The sequence below is a fragment of the Hymenobacter defluvii genome (assembly GCF_017589435.1).
GTDB lineage: Bacteria > Bacteroidota > Bacteroidia > Cytophagales > Hymenobacteraceae > Hymenobacter > Hymenobacter profundi.
Window position 1 is genome coordinate 63,466 of the sequence record NZ_JAGETX010000009.1, and the last position, 17,348, is coordinate 80,813.

Here is a 17,348-nt window from a genome sequence, read left to right on the forward strand (position 1 = left end):
CAATAAGGATACAGCCGATGGTCAATGGGGTGCCTGCCACGACAGCGTGCGCGAGCTAATCAGCCATTGTCCCCGCTGGCAGAGAAGCACGGAAATGGCGGTGTAGCAGCGCCGCTGACGGCGCCGCGCTGCCCTAGAAACGGGCTCGGACAGGCAATAAGTTTCCACGGCCAGCGCGCGGGCCGAATCGGGCAGGATGCTTACCTGGTAGTTCTGCAGCGGTGGGGCCGGGCGGCACCAGCCGCGACAGCCCGTCAGGTACACGTAACGGGAGTGCACGGGCCGCTCCGTCTGGTCTACTATCCGGGCCGAAGGGGTAAAAGCGGCGATGGCCGCCGCAGAGTCGCCGACTTGCCGGGCGTGGTGGTACGAGAGCAGGGTTTGCCGCACGTCGGCTTCAATTAGGGAAGCACGGCGTGGCTCGCCTGCGGGCGTAGCGGGCAGGGGGCGCGCTAGCACTGGCAACATCAGCGCCGTAGCAAGCAGAAAGGGGGAGGAGAAGGACATGCCGTAGGTTGAATGATTATACAAAGCACGTGCGCCGGTCCGCCAAGGTTTCGCTTACTGGCCGTAGCACGAGCCCGCCATTGAGCGTGGTGCTCCAAGCTCGGTCCCAGGTGTCCCAGGCGGTGGCAATTTCCACGAAGCCACCCAGAGTCTTGTATAAATCGTGGCCCACCGTCAGCGTGGGAGCCAGTTCCAGAAAGTGTTGCCGAGTCTCGCTATCGCGGTTGAGGGTGGCCTGAAACTGCGTGCCCATGGTAAAATTGTGGGGCAACTGCACCGAAAACGGCGTGACGATGCCGCCCTTCCAGGCACCGTTGCCGCAGTTGCGGCCCGTGGGAGCTTTACAAAGGGCATAAGAGCGAAAGCCGTGGGGCCGCCGTCGTTGCCCCACAGGTTGCGCTTGAGCCGCAGGGTGACGTCGCCGAAACCCGCCCGCCGGGTACCCGTGTCGCCCTCGCCCTCCGTCTGCACCGTGTAGGACTCGACTACTACCTGCAGGTCCACGTTGTGGGTGAGGCCCAGTTTCAGGTTGGCATGATTGAACCTCAACTCCTGTTGCGCAACCGGCTGCCTCTTTAAGCGGGAGCGGCCTAGGCGCAGCACGTCGGTTTCCACCTGGAAGTGGCCCGCGTCCACCGAATAGGCGCTTTCCGTGACGTCGGGCCGGTCGGTGCTCAACAGCCGCATCAGGGCCCGTGGTTCGGGCTTGAACAAGGTGTGCTCCCGTTTGCGGGCCCGTAGGTGTCCATGCCGGCGGGTTCGGTGGAGGAAAGAGCATTCGCAAAACTACTGTTTCTCGAATGACTCCGCTACCAACCTTGCCGGTACTGAGAACGGCGTTTTGAGGGTCGGTTTTCGAGAGGGTTTTTCGAACGCTTTTTTCGGCGCCGTTGGAGCGCGCTTTTCCAGGTCCCACGGCCTGCTTTTCCGTACCTGTTCTCAGAGTATTAGAGATGACATATACTCTTAGCGGGAATTTCTGTTCCTACTATTGTGCTACCCCAAGCACTACACCTAAGCAAGATAGGTAGTTTTGTTGTAATGTGGCAACAATAAGATAATGTAAATATCCTTAGATAAATAGAGTAGTTAGGCTACAGTCTGATCTTGGAAGCGGCGTTCTCCACAATCACATTGTTAAGGCGCGTGTATCGGTCAATCATTTCGTTGCTCTTGTGCTTGGTCTGATTCTTAATGGTGTGGGTTGGTTGCCCACTCTGCACGGCAATCGTGATGAAGGAGGACCGGAGCGAGTGCGCCGAAAATTCCGTTCCGAAAAAGCGTTGCACGAGCCGGTTTACCCATTCGGCCGACAGACGGCGGGCAGAGGGTTGAGCCGACCGGTTCAGTGACACGAACAACGGGCCTTCCGAACGCTCCAGTAAGGCCAGCCAATCTTGCACGGCCCGAAGCGGGCAATATAACAGCTCCGGCGCAAAGAAGAATGCTTTGTCTTCCGTGAGCCCGTGTTGGTTGGTTTTACTGTGGTGCATATGCACGAGTAAGGCTTCCCGCCGCCACTCCAGATGCTCGATGTTAATAGCGATCAACTCACTCCGACGAAAGGCCCCGAAGAAGCCCAGCAAAAGCAAAGCGCGGTCCCGTATGCCAGCGGGCTTGGACAGATCCAGGGCCTGCAACACGCCGCGTAACTGGTCGAGCGTGAAAGCCGGCGCTTGCTTTTGCTGTTTGGTTTTGGTGCGGGTGATACCCTTCAGCACCAAAGCAACTCCTTCGGCATTGACCGGCGATGGATACCCGGTCAGCAGGTGGTGTTTGTGGATGGCGGCCAGGTGGCGGCGGATAGTCGATAACTTACGCTTCGGGGGGTCTACCGCGGCCTTGCCTTCCTCCTGCTTACTCTTACTGGCTTCTTCAGCTGTAGCCTTCTGATCCTGCTGCTGCTTCTTGCCCCGCACCGGCAAGGGCGAGTCCGCTAATTCAATAATGAACTTGGAAACAGTAACCGCATCAGCCGGTAGTGGGCACAAGCCCTGCTCGATGCAGAAGCGCTCAAAGTTGCGCAAGTCCGATAGATAAGCCCGCTGCGTATTGTTTGAGCCACGCAGGCCCACCTCAATGTAATGGGCTAGCGCACTGGATTGAGAGGCTAGATCGGCCCCAAGGGCACGATTGGCAGAGGATACGAGTAAGTCTTCAGGCATGAATAGGGCAACAGCAAGCGCATAGGCGCAATCATTAATTGTCTTCGTTTCGCTTATTGAAGCGGAAACCAAAGAATTCTTTCAGGCCCGCGCAAATGATGAGGCCCCCGAAAAAGCCTTGGGCGGTAATCTGGAGGAAAGTCGATAGCTCGAAAGTGGAAAACATAATCGTAGTCGTTAAAGTTAAAGTTAAAGTTAAAGGGTTGGCACGGGACCACGTTACCCCATAACAACAGGTACGACAAAGTTGCCCAGAATATGCACGGAAAATTCGGGCTTTTTTCCAGCTCAGAGTAGTAGAGCCACCAGTAAGCCACAATGCCGCTGCATAAGCTACTGATGCCACCCACCAGATAGAGCACATGAATCTGGCAATACGCGAGGCCCGCCGCCAGCAAGGCCAATACGAGTAGCAGATAAAACAACCCCAGGCTGATTACCACGTCCAGGTGAAAGACCCACACGGCCAGCATCTGCGCAGAGAAGGTACCGAGGGCGACACCCATCCGACGTGGTGACAACGCAAGTACGTTGAAAAAATATAATTATTATAAGTGTTCGAAACAATGGTAATTACGAATGGAAAGGCACTTATTTGTTAACCAAAAAGAACGTTTAACGGGTAAACTAAGCAAAGAGAATGCAGAGAAATTTTCCGGGCTCAGTCCCCTCTTTTTTCCCCTTTCGTTTACTTGAATCGGCTGTCGAGAATCGGCTGATTAGCTGGGTGGGTGAACTGGAAACTAGTAACGTGCCGGCCATAAGGGTTGGCGACAGTAACGGGTACCGTCTTTAGGGTGAGAAAGGCGACCAGCGGGTACGAGTGCACCATCCGGCCCGCCTGCATTACCTGGTTGCGGCTGAAGATGCGCGCCAGATACCGGCCCGCGGCTTCCGGCACTAATTGTATCGAGTCAAGCTGGCAGACTTGCCTGGCATCCTGTTTAGCATAGTAGTCGAGCATTCCTTCCAAGGCAAATTCCCGACGCACAACATTCAGAGCACTTGTATCACCCCAGGGTTGCACCTTGGCCAGTTGCGCGGAGTACGTTTTGCCGTCATGCGAAAAGAGCGTAACCACGAAGGCTTTCACAAACTCTTTAGTTTCGTTGTCATTGGGTTGCGCCGGGTGGGTAGCCGGGCTCGGGACGGTCTGTTGCCCAGTGAGGGGGACTTGAATTCGGGAAGGGGCCGCAGGCAAGCCACTGGAGGTATCACTTTGCCAGTAGGAAATGCCCAGCAGCAGGACAATACCGCCTAGCAGCACTTGCTTGCGGCGATTAGGGTCAAGGTTGAAAGCCATACAATCAAGCGAAAAGAGTGTAGACCAAAATATTACCGCCCCACGCCACGAGGTAGCCGACGCCCCGCCACCATAAAGGCTGACGCCGGCACCAGGCAAAAGGCAGGACGGTGATGAACTGCATCAGCAGGCCCAAGATCAACAGACCCAGATGAAGCCCCAGCAGCAGGGCGCCCCCGGTAGGCGGTACAGCGGGCGAGCCAAGAATGAGTAACGTGGCAGACATAGAACCAAAGGGAAGAAAAGATTCCGTCCGGTCAGCCCATTAACAAGAAAGGCTGGTCGGTACGAAACCAACCAGCCTATATAGACGAGGAAGAGAAACCGCTGTTAGTAGTAGCGACGGGGGCGATTTTGACCCTTGCCCACGAAACTGAAGATGAACAGCACGATAACACAGTTAACCGCAGTCTGGCCCCAGCTGGGACCGAGCGGGCTATAAAGGAAAATAGCCAGGGCGAGGATTGAGAGGAACCGAAGCATAATAGTAAGTAGGTATAATGAACGTATAAAACCGACTTGTACAAAACGGAACGAACATAGATAAGGAAAGTTCCGGTAAGTAAAAATAATTCATAGCGTAGTTGACGAACTTCAAGGCCAACGGGGCAATAGATAAATATAACGCGTGCCATAAAGCTGAGGAAAAGTAGCGGGCCAATTGGCCTAGTGGATAGTGGGCTTGATGAGGAACAGTTCTTTGTATTTGCTATTCGTCGGCTTCTAAGTAGTTATTGTTATGCTCGACCAAAGAAGCCGCCTTGTTGTAGTGCGTATCGCCGCCTAACCAGACCAAGGCCCAATCTATTCCTGTCTCGTACTTCAGGTAAGTAATAAATTCCACCCGCGCTGCTTCCGCTTCCTGGTGACGTTCACTTTCCAAGCTGCCGCCATCGGGAGCCACATAGCAAGAGCACTCACTGTTAAGGTTGGTATGCAGGATAGGTGAGATTAGAAGACTGCCATCATAGTTATCAGCAAAAGCCGACTGGAACAGCCCCACGGCAACAGCGCACACCGCTTCTAGTTCTGCTGCATTATTGGAGCGGCAAATGATCGACTTGGGATGATACGTACCCATAAAAACGGCTGAATTCATTAGGTGTGATAATTAAGACTTATCACACCTAAAGATACGGGTTTTCTCCGCATCTTGTTACCAAAATACAACGTTTTTTTTGTAGTTTCAATCAACTCCCGAAAACGGGCAGTCGCGGACCAGTCAACCGCGCTTACTCCTTATATATAGGCACACAAAATCCGAGCGATGAAAGAGCCACGCACGAGCACCTTTTCTGTTGCCACCAGGTCGAGGTGAAACACTCCAATCCGAAGTATGACAAGCGGCGTGGGAAAGTGGTCGATAAAATCGGGGGCGGCCTGTACGCCGTGCAGCTGCTGGAGCGCACCCGGACTGTTAATGGCCCCACTGGCAAAACTCGCTCGGTCACGGATGCGGCCGAGGAAAAGAAGCTGAAGCTGGGCTCGCTGCGACTACTAGCCGCCGTCGTAGCCAAAGCCGCCCAAGGCAGTCTTTTCGAGTAGCCCTTTTTGTAAATAGAAAACTTTAGCCATGGGTTACATCAAACGAGTCGAGTATTTTCAAGTCGGAGATCCTTTGCCCAATGGGCTCAAAGCGCAAAAGCGGAGCATCCTGTTTCAGTCCGACAACGGTTCCTTCTTGGTGGTGGATGATGAGTTGCTGATACCAGACAACTTCGAGCAGGCCGTACAGAAAATCGAGGCGACCAGTGATCTTATTCGCCGCGAGCACCTGGAATTGGTGCAGACCTGGGCTTACAACGAACTATACAACTGGTTTAAAGGGAATCCACCAGCCCTACAAGTCCAGGTGTATGCCGGCGTATAAGTAGGACAGCTACTTGGACTTCCAATCTTCTCTTTCACCGAAAGGCCCTGCTACACTTAGTGTAGCAGGGCCTTTATATTAGGAGTAGCACAAGATACTGTGTTAAAAGGATTGCCTTTCGGGCAGATACTTTCTACTTTTAGCCTTCCTAAAGGAGAGCTTTCGGGTTCATCCTGTGTAGCCTCGACCCACTCACGTGGTCGGGGCTACTTCTTTTTCAGCCAGGTGTGCGGGATGGTAGTGTGGGTCATACGGACAGTCATTCTTCCAGAGCGAGTAGCAGAGCACCAAAAGTTTACGCATCACGGCAATTACGCCGGGCTTGCCACTGGGCTGCCGCGCCCGCAGTCGGGCATAGAAGGCCATTTGCTGCGAATTATACCGTAAGCTGCTGACCGCCGGCAAGTAGAGCGCGGTACGCAGACGCACATTGCCGCGTCGCGAGATACGCGTGGCTGGGGTCGAGAGCCCACTTTGGCGCTGCACTACATCGAGCCCGGCATAGGAGGTGAGCTGGCGTTCATTTTCGACTAGCACAAAGCCGCTGGTTTCAGCGACGACGACGATGGCCGTGGTGAGCCCAATGCCGGGAATACTAGTCAGATGCGCCAGTTTGCGAGCCAGTTCTGGCTCGGCGGTGAGCAGGTCAGCCAAGTCCTGGTCAAGCGCCTTCAACTGGTGCGTGATTAATTGTTGCTGCGTAGTTAAGCGGGCTAAGGTTCGGCTATCGGGCTGGTAACTATGCGCGTAGGCATGGGCCCGGGTCTTGAGTTGGGCCCCTTGCCGAGTGAGTACTTGGCGCTCCCGGGCCAAGCCGCGCAGCTGACGCAGGGCCGGGGTGGGCGGGCGCCAGGCGGGCAAAACACGCTCCAGGCCCAGGCGGCAGAGCAGGCGCGCATCCAGTTGGTCGGTTTTACTCTTCAGCTCTGTGCTACGGGCGAAGTGCTTCACTTTATTGGGCAGTAGCACACTCAGCAGCTGCTGGTGATCGGCCAGGAAATAAGCTAGCTCCTCATAATAGACCCCGGTTGCCTCGACGACAAACCAGCGCGGGCTAGTCGAAGCGTGTTGCTTGGCCACCCAGCTGAGTAGCTCCGTAAAGCCAGCGGCCGTGTTATCAAAGGTGGTTTCTTTGCCAAAGTGCAGGTGCTGGCTAACTTCCAAGTACCCCAGGCAGGCGACGAAAGAGTCCTTGGCAATGTCGATACCCACCACATACTTCAGCGGGGTAATCGCGGGCTTTACAACGGGCATAAGCAGGTAGGTAATGAGGTGGAACCAGCAGCCAGACAGCCTTTTGCCGCAACTATCCTCGTACAAATGCGGGATGCTTTTCGCCAGGCGAAGCTCCCTCCAACCTGTGCAGTCTTCAGGCAAAAGGGAAACGAGACACCGTTTCTAACGCGCAATGTCAAGGCTGTCGCCTCGCATTTAGTAATTGGTGGTGACCTCGTTTCCTGTTCCGGCTACCTTTCGGCGAAAGGCTAAGAATCATACGAGTAATTGGACAAAGAATTACGGCAAGGACATAAGATACTGATTAACAGCGTTTTTTGCAGAAAAATGCAACTTGCGTTCCCTTCTGTCAGCCTTCTTTTGTAGTTGCTGGGAGCTTCACCTTCGCCAAGCGTGGAGTACAAAAACGAGCGTTTTCCGGTACCAACTGCCCAATGTTTCTCAGTGGCTATTAGCACGACGAAATGCGGTATCCGAAACCCGTAGCGACAATTAAAGTACCCAATAGGCGCTTTTAACGGCTTTCTGGTACTCTAATTCTAGTGAGTGGTAGCCATGTAACATTTGGACCAAACTTTTAACCGAGGCCAACTCCGCGCCGAATCGGCTGGACAACCCCTGACCCTTACCACGTCCACCGCCGTGCACGCCGCCGGCCGCGAAGCAGGCCCTGCAAGCGCTGGCCCTGGAAAAGGCTGGCGTGGCCTATGGCCCCAAGGGAATTGCCGTTAATGAGTACCTGCATAGCACCTCTCACCCCGAGGTGTACGCCATCGGCGACGCCGCCGACTCCGGCCTGCCCCTGCCGCCCGTAGCGGCCAAGGCCGCCTTCGTGACGCCAGCAACCTGCTCAAAGGCAGCCACGCGCCCGTCGACTACGGCGTGGTGCCCACCACCGTGTTTGCCCACCCGCCGCTGGCCGCCGTGGGCCTGACGGAAGCCGAGGCTACCGCCCAGGGCCTGAAGTTCAAGGTCAAGCACGAAGTCACCACCGAGTGGTTCACGGCCCGACGCCTGCGCGAGCCGGTTTCCGCTTACAAGGTGTTGATTGACGAAACTACCGACCTAGTGTTGGGCGCACACCTGTTAGGCCCCCACGCCGAAGAAGTCATCAATCTCTTCGCCGTCGCCATGCACACCCGGCTGCCGGCGCGCGAGCTCCAAAAGCTACTGTTTGCCTACCCCACCAGCACCTCCGACATCGTGTATATGCTCTAATCCCAGTTTTCTTATGACCCCGACCCAACCCGTCACCCTCACCTCCGTGCTCACCTGCCCCGACTGCCAGCACGCGCAAGCCGAGCAGATGCCCACCGACGCCTGCCAGTGGTTCTACGAATGCACGAGTTGCCACACTGTAATCAAGCCGCTAGCCGGCGACTGCTGCGTGTACTGCTCCTACGGCTCCGTGCCCTGCCCGCCCATCCAGGAGCAAGGCAAAGGCGCCTGTGGCAGCTGCTGCTAATCAACCCCAACCCTCATTTTTCACCTTTTTAAAGAAAGAATCCATAAAAAGCCTCCTGCTTGCCCTGGCCCTGTTCGCCGCCATTGGCACCGCCGCCACCAACGACAGCCAGCCCGGCAAAAAAGCCAAAAAAGTCACCGCTGCAACCAAGATGCAGTGCTCGAAAGACGAGAAAGCCGGCGCCAGCTGCTGCGCCAAGAAACTTGCCACGGCGACCATCGCCACTCCGGCCAATCCGCAAGTAGCCAAGAAGTAGGTGTCGTAGCTGGCGAATGGCCAAGCCCCGCTTTGACCCCATGAAAAAGCGCCTGACTACGGAAGTAAAGCGCTTTTTTGGTCGTGCAGATTATTTACGGAAGGGCAAGCTAGAAAAGTAGAATGAATACTAACTGCTTGGTCCGGGGGTCTATTTTTTCACCAGGTCCATGCCGCACTTGGGACACTTGCCGGGCTCGTTGGCAATGACTTCGGGGTGCATGGGGCAGGTATAGGTTTCGGCGGCCACGCCCGGGCCGGGGGTGCCGGCCGACTTCGCGGTGCTATCCGACGAGGCGGTGGCCGTGGTTGAGGTGGTGGTTTCGGTGCTGCCCTTGTTATCGGAGCAGGCCGTGGTGGCGGCGGAGAGGCCGGTGAGCACCAGGCCGAGGAAGAGAAGCTTTTTCATGAGGTATGAATAGGGTGATTAAAAACGGTTGCCGGATCGCGGCCCCCAACGGGTAATTGCTTGGCTTAGGGCTACATGCTTATGCCGTTCCTGCTTTGCTGCGCGCCTTGCGCAGCGCGTATTCGCATTGTAGCAGGGAGGCCCCTAACACGACGACCTTGGCCCCGGCCGGCAGGTCCGCCGTAACGGCCACGCTGCTGGCCGTGCCCTGGCCCGTGCTGACGTCCGGTACTGCCGGAGACTTCCTGCGCAGCCGACGAACCAGCCACACGGCGAAAAGGGTGAGGAGGACGATGCCTACCACCAGGGCCACGCAACATAGTATAATCGTTGTTTCGGACGTCATGGAAAAAAATCAAAAGGTGAAAAACAAGAATATTTTATCCGGGCCCCGAAGTAGGGTCCGCTAAGACCTGGCCACCACGATGTGGCCCCAGGCGTTGAGGTAGCCGTACGGGCCGGGGAAAGCCGAAAAGTCCACGTGCGCGAATCCCGCGGCTTGGAAAGCGGCGCGCAGCTCGGTTTTGCTGTACAGGTTGGCCTGCCACCATTGCTGAATGAAGGGAACCATGAGAGGGTTGTGGCGCTAAATGAAGACGACGAGCGTACCATGCCAGTGCCGGCGCACGCGCATGTTGGACTGCAAGAAATCGGCTTCCTGAAAAAAGCGGGTTAGTCCCTGCCGGTAGCCCAGCAGCCGAATCATGACTTCGTATAAACTGCTGCGGTGGTATATAGTCGGCGGGCGGGCGCCGGCGTGGGAAAGGATAAAGAAGTCACGAACATGGCAGAACAGAGCGTGAGAGAATACAGAGTGCACTTACTACATCTTCATGTTGGGGTCCATGGCGGGCGCTTTTTTCCCCTCCGCACTGGGCTTTTTCATGTCCATGCCGGGCATGTTGGGGTCCATGCCGCCCATGGGGTCGGCGCCCTGGTAGAGGGCGTATTCGCTTTCGAGCAGGTAGGCGCCGCTCACCACCACCTTGACGCCGGCGTCCAGGCCCCCGGTGATGGCCACGGTCTGGTCGGTTTCGGGGCCGGTGGTGACTTTAAGGCGGCGAAAATTGTTGGCGTTCAACTGCTGCCACACGTAGCTGCCCTGGCTGTCGCGCAGCACCGCGTCCTGGGGCAAAGCCAGGGCCGTGCTGCTGGGGCCGGCCAGGTTCACGTTGGCCTGCATACCGGGCTGTAGCCTCCCGTCAGGGTTGGCCAGCTGCACCCGTAGCAGCGTCACCTTGCTGTTGCCCTGCAGCTCGGGGCTCAGGAAAATTACCTTCCCGCTGTAAGCATCAGCGAAGCCCGCCACCTGCACCTGCACGGACTGGCCCAGCCGGATGCCGGCTACCTCCTCGGGATAGAGCTGGGCTTCCACCCACAGCGAGGAGAGGTTGGTGAGCGAGACGAGCAGGGTGCCCTCGCCCACGTACTGCCCTTCCGTGACTCCCACTTCCTGCACCAGCCCGGCCTGCGGACTGTAAAAGGTGAGCGCCGGCGTGGGCCGGCCGGTGGCCGCCAGCGTGCGCAGCTGCCCGGCCGACACACCCAGCAGGCGCAGCTTCTGGCGGGCCGCCTCGACCAGGCGCCCGTACTGGTTCACATTTTCGCCCACCGCCCGCTGCTGGGCCAGGCTGAGCAGGTACTCCTGCTGCAGGGCCTGCAGCTGTTCGCTGTATATAGAAACGAGGGGTGCGCCCTTGCGAATAGGCTCCCCCGTTTGCCGCACGAACAAGTTCTCGACGCGCCCGCTCACGCGGCTGCTGACCGTACTGGTCTGGGTGGCGTCGGTAGCCAGGGTACCTGTGAGTACGGTGCGTGCCCGTTCCGTGCTCGTCCCCAGGGCTTCCACCCGGATGTTGGCCAGCTGAATCTGCTGGTTGGTGAGCATGACTTCGGGTGCCGGAACAGGGCCGCCGCCGCTGCGCTGGCCGGCCGGCACTGCCGGGGCCGCGTGCTTGGTGGCCTTGACCAGGTCCATGCCGCAGATGGGGCACTTGCCGGGACCCTCTTCGTGCACCTGCGGGTGCATGGGGCAGGTGTAGTAGCTGCTGCCAGCGGCGTCGGTTCCGGTTTTTGCAACCGGCTTGGCTTTCTGGCAAGCCGTTGCCGCGAGGCCGAGCAGGCCCACAAGCAGCAACAGCAGCAGGTACCGGCGCCCTGGTGCCGCGCGCAGGAAAAGATAATCAATCATGATAGTCGGTCTTTGACGTTTGGACGAAGCCTTCGCTGTCCACTAAGAATTGGGCATTGGCCGCCACCCGGTCCTGGGCGGTTACGCCCCGCAGTACCTGCACCCGGTCGGCACTGCGCAGCCCGGTTTCCACGGATACGGCACGAAAAGCGCCGTTTGCACGCACGAAAGCCACCTGCCGGTTGCCCAGGTCTACCACGGCAGTGCGGGGTAGCCACAGGCCGCCGGTCGGGGTTAGCTGCACAGAGCCGGTCAGCAGAAGGCCGCTGCGCAGCCGGCCGCCGGGGTTGGGCAGGTGCACCCGCACGGCCCCTGTGCTTTGCCCTTCGCGGAAAAAGGGCTCCACCAAATCGATGCGGGCGGTAATGGGCTTGCCCGCGCTGCCCTCGGGCACCACGCGGATGGCCTGGCCCACGCGCAGCCCGGCCAGCTCGTCCGGCCGGGGCTCAAACACGCCCCACACCTGCTCCGTGTTCACCACCCGGAACAGGGTTTGCCCTGCTGTCACATAGGAGCCTTCTTTTAGCTCCAGCGCGGAAGAGGGCATCGTTGAACTCGGGACGGAACCAGCGGCTGCCGCGCTACCACCCATCGCATCCCCTACTCCCATACCTTCAATGGCAGGCGGCATCAAGGCAGCCGGTCCAGCAGCGGCTAGGCCGGGCTGCTCCACCACGTAGCCGGTGTAGGGGCTGTAGATGGCCACTTGGTACTGCGGTTGGTGGGTGCGGATGAATTGGCTGATTTGGCCATCGGTCAACCCCAGCAGGCGCAATTTCTGGCGGGCGCCCTGCAGCAGGGAACGGTTTTCAGCGTCGTTGGTCAGGATGAACAGCAGTTCCTGCTGGGCCGTAACAAGCTCGGGGCTATAAACCTCCAGTAGCTTCTGACCTTTGGTCACGGGCTGGTAGTTGTAGCGGATGTAGAGCTTGTCGACGCGGCCGCCGAAGCGGGCAGCGATGGCTTCGTTGCGGCGCACGTCGTACTCAACCCGGCCCGGAAGGGTCAGCGACATTTGTGGAGCACTGGTATCCGGGTGTACCGTCGCCTGAGAAGCCACCACCGTGGCGTCGGGCGATTGCAGCAGGTTCTGCAGCGACTCGCCTGCCGGAGCCTGCGCCGCTCCATTGTCTTTGGGCTTTTTCACCAGGTCCATGCCGCAAATGGGGCATGAGCCGGGCTTATCCCGAATGATTTGCGGGTGCATGGGGCAGGTGTACAGGTCTCCCGCGGTGGCTTCCGTGGCAGGGGTAGTCGTAGCAGTAGCCCCGGGGGTCTTGCCCCCCTTTTGGCAGGCGCCCAGCAGCAGGGCCAGGGGCAGGACTAGCAGCAGGGGCCAGCGGTTATTGTTCCAGCTCTTTTTCATATGCAATTTGCTGGGTGAGTTGTTGTTGTAAAGTGTCCAGGTATTCCAGACGGTTTTTTTTGAGGGTGGTCCAGGCTTCGAGAACCTGAAACAGCTGCCCCGTATTCTGCTCGTAGGCCAGCAGCGTGGCCTGGTAGCTGCGGCGCAGGGCCGGCAGCAGGCTGCGGTTGTAGGCCTGCAACTGTTCCTGGCGCAGGTCCAGGTCCCGGCGCAATCCCGCGAGGCGGCCGGCAGCTTCGTTGAGCACGTCTTCGCGCTGCTTGCGCAGGGCCTGGGCCTCAAAGCCCAGCGCCGCCGTGTTAGCCTTGTATTCGCGGGCGGCCCATGGGGCTAGCGGAATGGTGACCATGCCCATCACGCTGAACTGGTTGGGCGTCCGGCCCAGCCCGCGCATGTGGTCGTAGCGCACCCCGAAGTCGGGCCGGCGGCGGCTCGCTTCCAGGTTCTGGCTCAGGCGCACGGTGGTCAGGGCCCGGTCCAGCCGGCGCACGTCGCTGCGCCGGCTGGCCAGCGCGGCCGTATCCGACGGCGCCGAGAGGGGGATGGGGGCCGTGAGCACGGCCGTGTCCACGGCAAAGGCGGCGAGGCGCGGCCGGTTCATGAGCGTATTGAGCGCAATGAGGTTCTGGTCAGTCAGCGCCAGGGCCTGCCGGTGGTCGTTAAGGTGCATTTCCAGCCGGGCCTTGGCGTCGTAGATGCTGGGCAGCGTGGCCTGGTTGTAGGGATAACGCGCCTCGGCCAGCTTGATGAGGAAGCGCAGCAGTTCCTCGTCCTCGTCCAGCACGGCCAGCTTTTTGGTGAGCACGGCCTGTTCGAAATACAGGGTTTTGGCTTGCGCCCGCAGCTGCACCACGGTGTTTTGCTGGTCGGCCTGTACCACGGCTGCCTGGCTGCTGAGGTACTCCCGCTTCGCCCGCTGCTTGGCCGGGTTGGGCAGCATTTGCTCCACCGACACCATCTGCATGCCTTCACCCTGGCCGCCGTTTGCTTCCCGGATGGGCTGCTGGTTGTAGGGCGTCATCCAGTAGCCGGCGCTGACTTTGGGGGCTTCCCAGCTGTCGGCGCCCGCCACCGCGGCTTGCTTGGCCTGGGCCTGGTAGGTGTACTGCTGCACGGCCGGATTGCGGCGTTTTACGAGTTGTAGCACCGAATCGAGCGGCAGCACGGGGCCATTAGGGGGCGCCATGAGCATGTTTTTGTCCATGGCCTGCCCGTAGGCCGCCGGCCGGCCGGCCAGCAGCAAAAGCACGCAGAAGTGCAGCCAGTATTTCATGGGACGGTGATTAGTGTTTGACGGCGAGTACATCGATTTTTCCGAATTTGCGCAGCTCGTACTCCTTGGTGTACAAGAAGATGAGCGGCGTGACGAGCAGAATGTGCGTTGCCGAGGTGAACACCCCGCCAATCATGGGCAGCACGATGGGCAGCATCACGTCCGAGCCCGTGCCCGTGGCCCAGAGCACCGGCACCAGGCCGAAGAGCGACACCGAGACGGTCATCAGCTTGGGGCGCAGGCGCTTGGCCGCGCCGTGAAACACGGCCTCCTGCAGGTCCTCCCGGGTGATGGCCTCCCGGGAGTTGCCTTTTTCGGCCACCAGCTTCTGCATGGCGTCGTTGAGGTAGATGACCATGATGACGCCCGTTTCCACGGCCAGGCCGAACAGGGCGATGAAGCCCACGGCCACTGCCACCGACAAGTTCACGCCGTAGAAGTAAATCATGTAGGCCCCGCCAATTAGGGCGAAAGGGATGGTGATGAGGCTCATAAACGCCTCCCGGATGGAGTGGAACGCGAAGTACAGGGCCCCGAAAATGACGATAAGCACTAGGGGCAGAATCAGCTTGAGCGTGCGCTGCGAGCTAATCAGGTTCTCGTACTGGCCGCTCCACTCCAGGTAATAACCCTGCGGGAGCTTATTTTCCAGGCTCTGCAGCTTTTGCATGGCCGCGTCCACGGTGCTGCCCAAATCGCGGCCCCGCACGTTGAATAGCACGGCCCCGCGCAGCTGGGCGTTTTCCGAATTTATCATCGGCGGCCCTTCTGTGTAGCGGATGGTGGTAACGGCCGACAGCGGCACCGGGCCATAGTTAGCCGTCTGGATGGGGATGCGCTTGATATCGGCCAGGCTGTTGCGGTAGTCCTGGGCCAGGCGCACGTTGATGGCGAAGCGGCGGCGACCCTCCACCGTGTTGGCCACGGGCGCCCCGCCGATGGCCGACTCCACTACTTGGTTGATTTGGTCCACAGTCAGGCCGTAGCGGGCCAGTTCGGGACGGTTCACGTCAATCTCCAGGTACTTGCCGCCCGTTACGGGCTCCACGTAGAGGTCGGCCACGCCGGGCACGCCCTTCAGGGCCGCGTTCACCTGGTTGCCGATGTCGTTGATGGTGTTCAGGTTCTGGCCATACACCTTCACGCCCACGTCGGTGCGGATGCCGGTAGAAAGCATGTTGATGCGGTTGATGATGGGTTGGGTCCAGCCATTCACCACGCCGGGAATCTGCAGCTTGCCGTTCATCTCCTCAATCAGCTTGGCCTTGGTCATGCCGTCACGCCACTGGTCGCGGGGCTTGAGCAGGATGATGGTTTCAATCATGTTGATGGGCGAGTTGTCGGTGGCCGTGCTGGCCCGGCCGGCCTTGCCGAGCACGCTGAGCACCTCGGGCACCTGCTTGATGATTTTGTCCTGCACCTGCAGGATGCGCTTCATCTCCGTGTTCGATACATCGGGCCGGGCCACAGGCATGAACAGGATGGAGCCCTCATCAAGCGGCGGCATGAACTCGGTGCCCAGGCTCATAATCAGCGGGATGCTGATGAGCAACAGCCCGATGTTGATGGCCAACGTGGTTTTGCGCCAACGCATCACCCAGTGCAGCATGGGCGAGTACACGCGCTCCAGGAAGCGGTTCAGCGGGTTCTGCTCCTCGGTTTTGAACTTGCCCTTCATAAAGAAGGATATCAGCACCGGGGCCAGCGTGACGGCCAGGATAGCGTCGATGATGAGGATGAAGCTCTTGGTCCAGGCCAGCGGGTGGAACAGCTTGCCTTCCTGCCCGGTGAGCAGAAACACCGGGAAAAAGGAGGTGACGATGATGATGGTCGAGAAGAAGATTCCCCGCGACACCTGCTTGCTGGAGGACTCGATGATGTCGAGCCGTTTCGTATTATTCATGGTAGGCGGGAGTTAACGTAGTAGAGGTACTGGCCGAAGCCCCCGTGCTGCCCGTGGGCGGGCCCGCGCCCGGAGGGCCGCCTGCTTCTTCCTCGGCCTGGTACAGGGCGAGGTTGCGGTAGGCATTTTCGGTCATCACGATACCGTTGTCGACGATAACGCCGATGGCCAGGGCAATGCCGGTGAGCGACATGATATTGGAGGAAATGTCGAACGCGTTGAGCAGAATGAAGCTTGTGGCAATCGTAATAGGAATCTGCAGCAGGATACTCAGCGCGCTGCGCCAGTGGAAGAGAAAGAGCACCACCACTAGGGAAACGGTAATCATCTCCTCAATCAGGGTGTGCTTGATAGAGCCTACGGCGTCCTCAATCAGACCGCTACGGTCGTACACCAGCTGGAAGGAAACGCCCTTGGGCAAGCCGGTGCGGATTTGCTCCATCTTAGCCTTCACCCGTTGAATCACGGCGTCGGCGTTTTCACCGTAGCGCATTACGACGATGCCGCCCACGGCTTCACCTTCGCCGTTGAGGTCCATGATGCCCAGGCGGCTTTCACCCGTCATTTGCACCGTGGCCACGTCCTTGATGCGTACTGGGGTGGTGCCCTGAGTGACCACGGGCACGTTTTCTAAAGTGGCCATATCTTGGATATAGCCCGACGTTTTGATAATGTAGCCGATACCCGTCTGCTCGAACTTGCGCCCGCCAGCCTCGTTGTTGTTGCTGCGTACGGCCGCTAGTACCTGGGGTAACGTGATGCCATAATAGGTCAGGCGGGTGGGGTCCACCGTCACCTGGTACTGCTTCTGAAAGCCGCCAAAGGAGGCCACCTCGCTCACGCCCGGCACGGTTTGCAGGCCAAACTTGACGTACCAGTCCTGCAAGGCGCGCTGCTCGCCCAAGTCCAGCCCGGGCGCTTTGAGCGTGTACCAGAGCACGTGGCCCACGCCCGTGCCATCGGGGCCGAGGGTAGGCGTAACGCCGGAGGGCAGCAGGCGCTGCGCATAATTGAGGCGCTCGAGCACCTGCTCCCGGGCCCAGTAGATGTCGGTATCGTCCTCGAAAATCATGAACACGAAGCTCATGCCGAACATGGACGTCCCACGCACGGACTTGACCTTAGGCAGACCTTGCATGTTGGTCACCAATGGGTAGGTGACCTGGTCTTCCATAATTTGGGGGCCGCGGCCCATCCATTCGGTGAAGACAATAACCTGATTTTCCGAGAGGTCGGGGATGGCGTCGACTTTGCTTTCGCGCACCGAGTAGGCACCCCAGGCAAACAGGGTAGCGGCTAGCATCAGCACCAAGTAGCGGTTGCGGAGCGAAAAGGAGATGAGTTGCTCAATCATAGGTGATTAGCAATTAAGGTTGCAAGAAGTAAAAATGAGAACAGGGAACAG

23 protein-coding genes are annotated in these 17,348 nt (G+C 58.8%); 6 read left to right on the forward strand and 17 right to left on the reverse strand.

Annotation, left to right across the window (positions count from 1 at the left end):
* Nucleotides 1-21: 21 nt before the first annotated feature.
* The 8 genes from J4D97_RS15505 to J4D97_RS15535 all read right to left on the reverse strand — a co-directional run bounded on the left by J4D97_RS15505 (nt 22) and on the right by J4D97_RS15535 (nt 5,074).
* A complete protein-coding gene (locus tag J4D97_RS15505; protein ID WP_208308337.1) occupies nt 22-507 on the reverse strand; it encodes a hypothetical protein in 486 nt (161 codons plus the stop codon).
* A gap of 16 nt (nt 508-523) precedes the next feature.
* Nucleotides 524-679 carry a hypothetical protein gene (locus J4D97_RS23985; protein WP_208308338.1) on the reverse strand — a complete coding sequence of 52 codons (156 nt, stop codon included), beginning with the start codon at nt 677-679 and terminating at the stop codon, nt 524-526.
* A 2-nt stretch (nt 680-681) separates the two neighbouring features.
* Complete coding sequence (locus J4D97_RS23990; RefSeq protein WP_432207214.1) at nt 682-1,194, reverse strand: transporter; 513 nt, start codon at nt 1,192-1,194, stop codon at nt 682-684.
* A gap of 407 nt (nt 1,195-1,601) precedes the next feature.
* Nucleotides 1,602-2,672 (reverse strand): tyrosine-type recombinase/integrase, encoded by a 1,071-nt coding sequence (locus J4D97_RS15520; protein ID WP_208308340.1) that lies wholly within the window; start codon nt 2,670-2,672, stop codon nt 1,602-1,604.
* A gap of 34 nt (nt 2,673-2,706) precedes the next feature.
* Complete coding sequence (locus J4D97_RS23750; protein WP_279592445.1) at nt 2,707-2,838, reverse strand: hypothetical protein; 132 nt, start codon at nt 2,836-2,838, stop codon at nt 2,707-2,709.
* A gap of 522 nt (nt 2,839-3,360) precedes the next feature.
* Nucleotides 3,361-3,975: a hypothetical protein gene (locus J4D97_RS15525; RefSeq protein ID WP_208308341.1), complete on the reverse strand. Its 615-nt coding sequence runs from the start codon at nt 3,973-3,975 to the stop codon at nt 3,361-3,363.
* A 4-nt stretch (nt 3,976-3,979) separates the two neighbouring features.
* Nucleotides 3,980-4,201 (reverse strand): hypothetical protein, encoded by a 222-nt coding sequence (locus J4D97_RS15530; protein WP_208308342.1) that lies wholly within the window; start codon nt 4,199-4,201, stop codon nt 3,980-3,982.
* A 483-nt stretch (nt 4,202-4,684) separates the two neighbouring features.
* A complete protein-coding gene (locus tag J4D97_RS15535) occupies nt 4,685-5,074 on the reverse strand; it encodes a hypothetical protein (protein WP_208308343.1) in 390 nt (129 codons plus the stop codon).
* A 215-nt stretch (nt 5,075-5,289) separates the two neighbouring features.
* Between J4D97_RS15535 and J4D97_RS15540 the strand changes: the two genes are divergently transcribed.
* Complete coding sequence (locus tag J4D97_RS15540) at nt 5,290-5,520, forward strand: hypothetical protein (RefSeq protein WP_208308344.1); 231 nt, start codon at nt 5,290-5,292, stop codon at nt 5,518-5,520.
* A gap of 73 nt (nt 5,521-5,593) precedes the next feature.
* Complete coding sequence (locus tag J4D97_RS15545; RefSeq protein ID WP_208308345.1) at nt 5,594-5,845, forward strand: hypothetical protein; 252 nt, start codon at nt 5,594-5,596, stop codon at nt 5,843-5,845.
* Nucleotides 5,846-6,037: 192 nt separating this feature from the next.
* Here J4D97_RS15545 and J4D97_RS15550 read toward each other — a convergent pair whose 3' ends face one another.
* Nucleotides 6,038-7,099, reverse strand: a complete 1,062-nt coding sequence (locus J4D97_RS15550; RefSeq protein ID WP_208308346.1) for an IS110 family transposase — start codon at nt 7,097-7,099, stop codon at nt 6,038-6,040.
* 667 nt (nt 7,100-7,766) lie between these two features.
* Between J4D97_RS15550 and J4D97_RS15555 the strand changes: the two genes are divergently transcribed.
* The 4 genes from J4D97_RS15555 to J4D97_RS15570 are packed head-to-tail and all read left to right on the forward strand — an operon-like array spanning nt 7,767 to nt 8,802.
* Nucleotides 7,767-8,015 (forward strand): hypothetical protein, encoded by a 249-nt coding sequence (locus J4D97_RS15555; protein ID WP_347879354.1) that lies wholly within the window; start codon nt 7,767-7,769, stop codon nt 8,013-8,015.
* On the forward strand, nt 7,964-8,299 hold the full coding sequence (locus tag J4D97_RS15560; RefSeq protein WP_208308348.1) for an NAD(P)/FAD-dependent oxidoreductase: 336 nt from the start codon (nt 7,964-7,966) through the stop codon (nt 8,297-8,299). Before J4D97_RS15555 ends, J4D97_RS15560 begins: the two co-directional genes overlap by 52 nt.
* Nucleotides 8,300-8,312: 13 nt before the next feature.
* The gene (locus J4D97_RS15565; RefSeq protein WP_208308349.1) at nt 8,313-8,546 is read left to right on the forward strand and encodes a GDCCVxC domain-containing (seleno)protein; all 234 of its coding nucleotides are present in this window, start codon (nt 8,313-8,315) and stop codon (nt 8,544-8,546) included.
* Nucleotides 8,530-8,802 carry a hypothetical protein gene (locus J4D97_RS15570; protein WP_208308350.1) on the forward strand — a complete coding sequence of 91 codons (273 nt, stop codon included), beginning with the start codon at nt 8,530-8,532 and terminating at the stop codon, nt 8,800-8,802. The genes J4D97_RS15565 and J4D97_RS15570 overlap by 17 nt, the downstream gene beginning before the upstream one ends.
* A 150-nt stretch (nt 8,803-8,952) precedes the next feature.
* On the opposite strand, the gene J4D97_RS15575 is transcribed toward J4D97_RS15570, so the two are convergent.
* The 8 genes from J4D97_RS15575 to J4D97_RS15610 all read right to left on the reverse strand — a co-directional run bounded on the left by J4D97_RS15575 (nt 8,953) and on the right by J4D97_RS15610 (nt 17,297).
* Nucleotides 8,953-9,210, reverse strand: coding sequence for a heavy metal-binding domain-containing protein (locus J4D97_RS15575; RefSeq protein WP_208308444.1), 258 nt, complete (start codon nt 9,208-9,210; stop codon nt 8,953-8,955).
* A gap of 79 nt (nt 9,211-9,289) precedes the next feature.
* A complete protein-coding gene (locus J4D97_RS15580; protein ID WP_208308351.1) occupies nt 9,290-9,556 on the reverse strand; it encodes a hypothetical protein in 267 nt (88 codons plus the stop codon).
* Between the two features lie 60 nt (nt 9,557-9,616).
* Entirely contained in the window at nt 9,617-9,781 is a 165-nt protein-coding gene (locus tag J4D97_RS15585) for a hypothetical protein (protein WP_208308352.1), read from the reverse strand.
* 252 nt (nt 9,782-10,033) lie between these two features.
* The gene (locus J4D97_RS15590; protein WP_208308353.1) at nt 10,034-11,401 is read right to left on the reverse strand and encodes an efflux RND transporter periplasmic adaptor subunit; all 1,368 of its coding nucleotides are present in this window, start codon (nt 11,399-11,401) and stop codon (nt 10,034-10,036) included.
* Nucleotides 11,394-12,767, reverse strand: a complete 1,374-nt coding sequence (locus tag J4D97_RS15595; RefSeq protein ID WP_208308354.1) for an efflux RND transporter periplasmic adaptor subunit — start codon at nt 12,765-12,767, stop codon at nt 11,394-11,396. The genes J4D97_RS15590 and J4D97_RS15595 overlap by 8 nt, the downstream gene beginning before the upstream one ends.
* On the reverse strand, nt 12,745-14,040 hold the full coding sequence (locus J4D97_RS15600) for a TolC family protein (RefSeq protein WP_208308355.1): 1,296 nt from the start codon (nt 14,038-14,040) through the stop codon (nt 12,745-12,747). The genes J4D97_RS15595 and J4D97_RS15600 overlap by 23 nt, the downstream gene beginning before the upstream one ends.
* Before the next feature lie 10 nt (nt 14,041-14,050).
* Nucleotides 14,051-15,943 carry an efflux RND transporter permease subunit gene (locus J4D97_RS15605; protein ID WP_208308356.1) on the reverse strand — a complete coding sequence of 631 codons (1,893 nt, stop codon included), beginning with the start codon at nt 15,941-15,943 and terminating at the stop codon, nt 14,051-14,053.
* On the reverse strand, nt 15,936-17,297 hold the full coding sequence (locus J4D97_RS15610) for an efflux RND transporter permease subunit (protein WP_208308357.1): 1,362 nt from the start codon (nt 17,295-17,297) through the stop codon (nt 15,936-15,938). Before J4D97_RS15610 ends, J4D97_RS15605 begins: the two co-directional genes overlap by 8 nt.
* Between the last annotated feature and the right edge of the window lie 51 nt (nt 17,298-17,348).

Excerpts from the sequence above, each read along its gene's own strand:
- J4D97_RS15595 (WP_208308354.1), bottom strand. The coding sequence starts at position 12,767 with ATGAAAAAGAGCTGGAACAATAACCGCTGGCCCCTGCTGCTAGTCCTG.
- J4D97_RS15600 (WP_208308355.1), bottom strand. The coding sequence starts at position 14,040 with ATGAAATACTGGCTGCACTTCTGCGTGCTTTTGCTGCTGGCCGGCCGG.
- J4D97_RS15530 (WP_208308342.1), bottom strand. The coding sequence starts at position 4,201 with ATGTCTGCCACGTTACTCATTCTTGGCTCGCCCGCTGTACCGCCTACC.
- J4D97_RS15505 (WP_208308337.1), bottom strand. The coding sequence starts at position 507 with ATGTCCTTCTCCTCCCCCTTTCTGCTTGCTACGGCGCTGATGTTGCCA.
- J4D97_RS15565 (WP_208308349.1), top strand. The coding sequence starts at position 8,313 with ATGACCCCGACCCAACCCGTCACCCTCACCTCCGTGCTCACCTGCCCC.
- J4D97_RS15525 (WP_208308341.1), bottom strand. The coding sequence starts at position 3,975 with ATGGCTTTCAACCTTGACCCTAATCGCCGCAAGCAAGTGCTGCTAGGC.
- J4D97_RS15535 (WP_208308343.1), bottom strand. The coding sequence starts at position 5,074 with ATGAATTCAGCCGTTTTTATGGGTACGTATCATCCCAAGTCGATCATT.
- J4D97_RS15605 (WP_208308356.1), bottom strand. The coding sequence starts at position 15,943 with ATGAATAATACGAAACGGCTCGACATCATCGAGTCCTCCAGCAAGCAG.
- J4D97_RS15550 (WP_208308346.1), bottom strand. The coding sequence starts at position 7,099 with ATGCCCGTTGTAAAGCCCGCGATTACCCCGCTGAAGTATGTGGTGGGT.
- J4D97_RS15610 (WP_208308357.1), bottom strand. The coding sequence starts at position 17,297 with ATGATTGAGCAACTCATCTCCTTTTCGCTCCGCAACCGCTACTTGGTG.
- J4D97_RS15580 (WP_208308351.1), bottom strand. The coding sequence starts at position 9,556 with ATGACGTCCGAAACAACGATTATACTATGTTGCGTGGCCCTGGTGGTA.
- J4D97_RS15590 (WP_208308353.1), bottom strand. The coding sequence starts at position 11,401 with ATGATTGATTATCTTTTCCTGCGCGCGGCACCAGGGCGCCGGTACCTG.
- J4D97_RS23750 (WP_279592445.1), bottom strand. The coding sequence starts at position 2,838 with ATGTTTTCCACTTTCGAGCTATCGACTTTCCTCCAGATTACCGCCCAA.
- J4D97_RS15575 (WP_208308444.1), bottom strand. The coding sequence starts at position 9,210 with ATGAAAAAGCTTCTCTTCCTCGGCCTGGTGCTCACCGGCCTCTCCGCC.
- J4D97_RS15585 (WP_208308352.1), bottom strand. The coding sequence starts at position 9,781 with ATGGTTCCCTTCATTCAGCAATGGTGGCAGGCCAACCTGTACAGCAAA.
- J4D97_RS23990 (WP_432207214.1), bottom strand. The coding sequence starts at position 1,194 with ATGCGGCTGTTGAGCACCGACCGGCCCGACGTCACGGAAAGCGCCTAT.
- J4D97_RS15520 (WP_208308340.1), bottom strand. The coding sequence starts at position 2,672 with ATGCCTGAAGACTTACTCGTATCCTCTGCCAATCGTGCCCTTGGGGCC.